We start from the raw sequence: 3,602 nt of genomic DNA, 5'->3' as shown, positions 1-3,602 counted from the left end.
CGGTCCGGGCCCGGACCGCCCACCCCGGCGGCCCGCGCGGCCTCGATCACCGCGCGCGAGGCGGGCGCGGGCTCCAGCCCCTCCCGCAGCTCGACGGCGCGGGCGGCCGCGTACAGCTCGACCGCGATGACCCGCGTCAGGTTGTCCACGGCGGTGCGCAGCTTGCGCGCGGCCGACCAGCCCATGGAGACGTGGTCCTCCTGCATCGCGGAGGACGGGATGGAGTCCGCGGACGCCGGTACGGCGAGCCGCTTCAGCTCGCTGACCAGCGCGGCCTGCGTGTACTGGGCGATCATCAGGCCGGAGTCCACGCCGGCGTCGTCGGCGAGGAACGGCGGCAGGCCGTGGCTGCGGTTCTTGTCCAGCAGCCGGTCGGTGCGGCGCTCGGCGATGGAGCCGAGGTCGGCGGCGGCGATGGCGAGGAAGTCCAGGACGTAGGCGACCGGCGCCCCGTGGAAGTTGCCGTTGGACTCGACCCTGCCGTCGGGCAGCACCACCGGGTTGTCGACGGCGGCGGCCAGCTCGCGCTCGGCGACCAGGCGGGCGTGCGCCAGGGTGTCGCGGCCGGCGCCGGCGACCTGCGGGGCGCAGCGCACCGAGTAGGCGTCCTGGACGCGGGGCGCGTCGTCCTGGTGGTGCCCGGTGAGCTGGGAGCCCTTGAGCACCGCGAGCATGTTGGCGGCCGAGGCGGCCTGGCCGGGGTGCGGGCGGATGGCGTGCAGCTCGGGCGCGAGGACCTTGTCCGTGCCGAGCAGTCCCTCCAGGCTGAGGGCGGCGGTGATGTCGGCCGACTTGTAGAGGGAGTCGAGGTCCGCGAGAGCCATGATCAGCATGCCGAGCATGCCGTCCGTGCCGTTGAGGAGGGCCAGGCCCTCCTTCTCGCGCAGCTCGACCGGCTCGATGCCGTGCTCGCGCAGCAGCTCACCGGCCGGGCGTACGACCCCGTCGGGACCCTCGGCGTCGCCCTCGCCCATCAGGGTCAGCGCGCAGTGCGAGAGCGGCGCGAGGTCGCCGGAGCAGCCGAGGGAGCCGTACTCGTGCACGACCGGGGTGATCCCGGCGTTGAGCACGTCCGCCATGGTCTGCGCGACCTCCGGGCGTACGCCGGTGTGCCCGGAGCAGACCGTCTTCAGGCGCAGGAACATCAGCGCCCGGACGACCTCCCGCTCGACGCGCGGGCCCATGCCGGCGGCGTGCGAGCGGACGATGTTGCGCTGGAGCTGCGCCCGCAGCTCGGGGCTGATGTGCCGGGTCGCGAGCGCGCCGAAGCCGGTGGAGACGCCGTAGACCGGCTCGGGTTTGGCGGCCAGCGCGTCCACGATCTCGCGGGCCGCGGCGAGCGCGGCCACGGCCTCCTCCGACAGTTCCACGCGGGCCCCGGCGCGCGCGACGGCGAGGACGTCGTGCGCGGTGACACCGGTCGTCCCCACCACCACAGAGTGCATATCCATATTCAGGAGCGTACGCATTGAATGCGACGGTGTCACTAGTGGATTGCCCCCGCACCCCTTACCGGTCCTTGGCGCGGCGGCCCCGGAAGCGGCGGCGCTCGTTCTTCGCGGGCGGTGGCGTCTCGTCCGCGAGCCGTACGACCGGGTCGTCCGGGCCCTCCCGGCCGGCCACCACGGGCAGGTCGGCGCGCTCGGCCTTGGCGCGGTACTGCGCGGCGTCGGCCAGCCGGAACAGCCGCCGGGCGTCGTGCACCGGGCCGATGTCGTGCCCGGTGGACGCGACCCCGCAGGCCACGCCCTCGCCCAGCTCCAGCGCACCCGCCCGGCGGCACAGCTCCACGGCCGCACCGACCACGTCCTCGGCCGACGGCCCGAGCGCCAGCAGACAGAACTCGTCGCCGCCGAGCCGCGCCGCGAGCGCGCCCGGCAGCATCGCGCCGCACAGCGACAGCACCGACCCGAACCGCTCCAGCAGCCGGTCCCCGACCTCGTGCCCCTGGGTGTCGTTGACCTTCTTCAGCCCGTTCAGGTCGCAGACCACGAGGCTGACCACCGCCCCCTCCGCCCGGTGCCGCTCCACCGCCTCCTCCAGGCGTACGTCGACCGCACGGCGGTTGGCCAGGCCGGTGAGGGCGTCGGTGAAGGCGAGGCGGCGGGCCTCCTCCAGCCGTTCGGTCTGCGCGAGACCGGCCGCGACGACCGCCGCCAGTACGGTCGCGAAGTCGGCGTCGCCCCGGTCGAAGACCGGTGTCCCCATCGCGCGGGCCACATACAGCTCGCCCCAGGCCCGGCCGTGCAGCACCACGGGCGCGACCACGCAGCAGCCCCTCCCCCGGCGGCGCAGGGCGGCGACCCGCTGGTGGATGTAGCCGGGGGTGCCGGCGGCCGGGCCCTGCGCGGTCTCCACCCAGGCGTTGGGGCCGCCGCCCCCGGCCCAGCGCTCGTGCAGGAACTCGGTGATCTCCGGGAACTGGTGGACCGGGTACGCCTCCGCCTCCGGGAACTCCTCCTCGTCCTCGGCGCGCTTGCCGACGTTCACCAGGACCCGGAGGCGGCCGCGTTCGCGCTCCCACACCGAGAGCGCGGCGAAGTTCCCGGCCAGCGCCCGGCAGGCACCGAGCGCCGCCGCCCGCCAGGACTCCGGCGCGGTGTGCGCGGCCGCCATCCCCTGCGCCAGCCCCACCACGGCAGCGAGCCGATCATCCTCACCCATCACCCCAGGTTAGGGACGAATGGGCACATCAGGGGCATCGGCGCGGGCGATCAGGTGGTCACCGCGGGGTCACTCGCCCGGCCACTCGGGGGCGCGCTTCTCGTTGAAGGCGGCGACGCCCTCGGCGCGGTCGCCGGAGAAGGCGGTCGCCCGCCAGGCCGCGTCCTCGACCTCCAGACCGGCCCGCAGGTCCAGGCCCTGGCCCAGACGGAGGGCCCGCTTGGCCGAGCGCAGGCCCACCGGGGAGTTCCTGGCGATCCTCGCGGCCAGGGCGAGCGCCTCCTCACGGTCCCGGCCCGCCTCGGTGAGCTGGTCGACCAGCCCGAGGGCGGCCGCCTCCGCAGCCTCCAGCCGGCGCGCGGTGAAGATCAGTTCGGCCGCGCGGGCCGCACCGACGCGCCTCGGCAGCAACTGCGTACCGCCGCCGCCGGGAATCACGCCCACGGACACCTCGGGCAGCCCGACCACGGCCGTCCCGTCCGCCACGATCAGGTCGCACGCCAGCGCCAGTTCGAAGCCGCCGCCCAGGGCGAAGCCGTGCACGGCCGCAATGGTCGGCACCGGCAGCTCCAGCACGCCGGTGTACGCCCCGCGCGCGACCGGGCGCTGGCGGACGAGGTCCGCGTCGGTGAACGAGTTCCGCTCCTTCAGGTCCGCGCCGACACAGAACGCGCGTTCACTGGAGGACGTCAGTACGACCACGCGGGCGTCCCGGTCCGCGCCGAGTGCCGCGCAGGCCGCCGCGAGCGAACGGGCCATCTCCGTCGACACGGCGTTCATGGCCTTCGGCCGGTCCAGCACCAGCTCGGCCACGTGCCCGTGCCTCCGCACCAGCACGAACTCCCCGTACCGCTCCTCGTCCATGACGCCCTCCGGTTAACGCGGGTTAACTGACTCCGCCCCCGATCATCCCAGGAGACCCGCCCCCCGGCAAAGCC

General features: G+C 74.9%; 3 protein-coding genes. All 3 read right to left on the bottom strand.

Features of this window, described 5'->3' with window-relative positions; genetic code table 11:
• The coding region (gene hutH / locus CCN33_RS27960) for a histidine ammonia-lyase (protein WP_086696191.1) at positions 1–1,445 on the bottom strand (1,445 nt) is incomplete at its 3' end.
• 64 nt (positions 1,446–1,509) lie between these two features.
• Entirely contained in the window at positions 1,510–2,664 is a 1,155-nt protein-coding gene (locus tag CCN33_RS27955; protein WP_086696190.1) for a GGDEF domain-containing protein, read from the bottom strand.
• A 69-nt stretch (positions 2,665–2,733) separates the two neighbouring features.
• On the bottom strand, positions 2,734–3,528 hold the full coding sequence (locus tag CCN33_RS27950) for an enoyl-CoA hydratase/isomerase family protein (protein WP_086696189.1): 795 nt from the start codon (positions 3,526–3,528) through the stop codon (positions 2,734–2,736).
• Between the last annotated feature and the right edge of the window lie 74 nt (positions 3,529–3,602).

The sequence above is a fragment of the Streptomyces recifensis genome (assembly GCF_002154615.1).
Classification (GTDB): Bacteria; Actinomycetota; Actinomycetes; order Streptomycetales; family Streptomycetaceae; genus Streptomyces; species Streptomyces griseoluteus.
The sequence above is the reverse complement of the archived record's forward strand: the minus strand, read 5'-3'. Positions and strand labels throughout refer to the sequence as shown.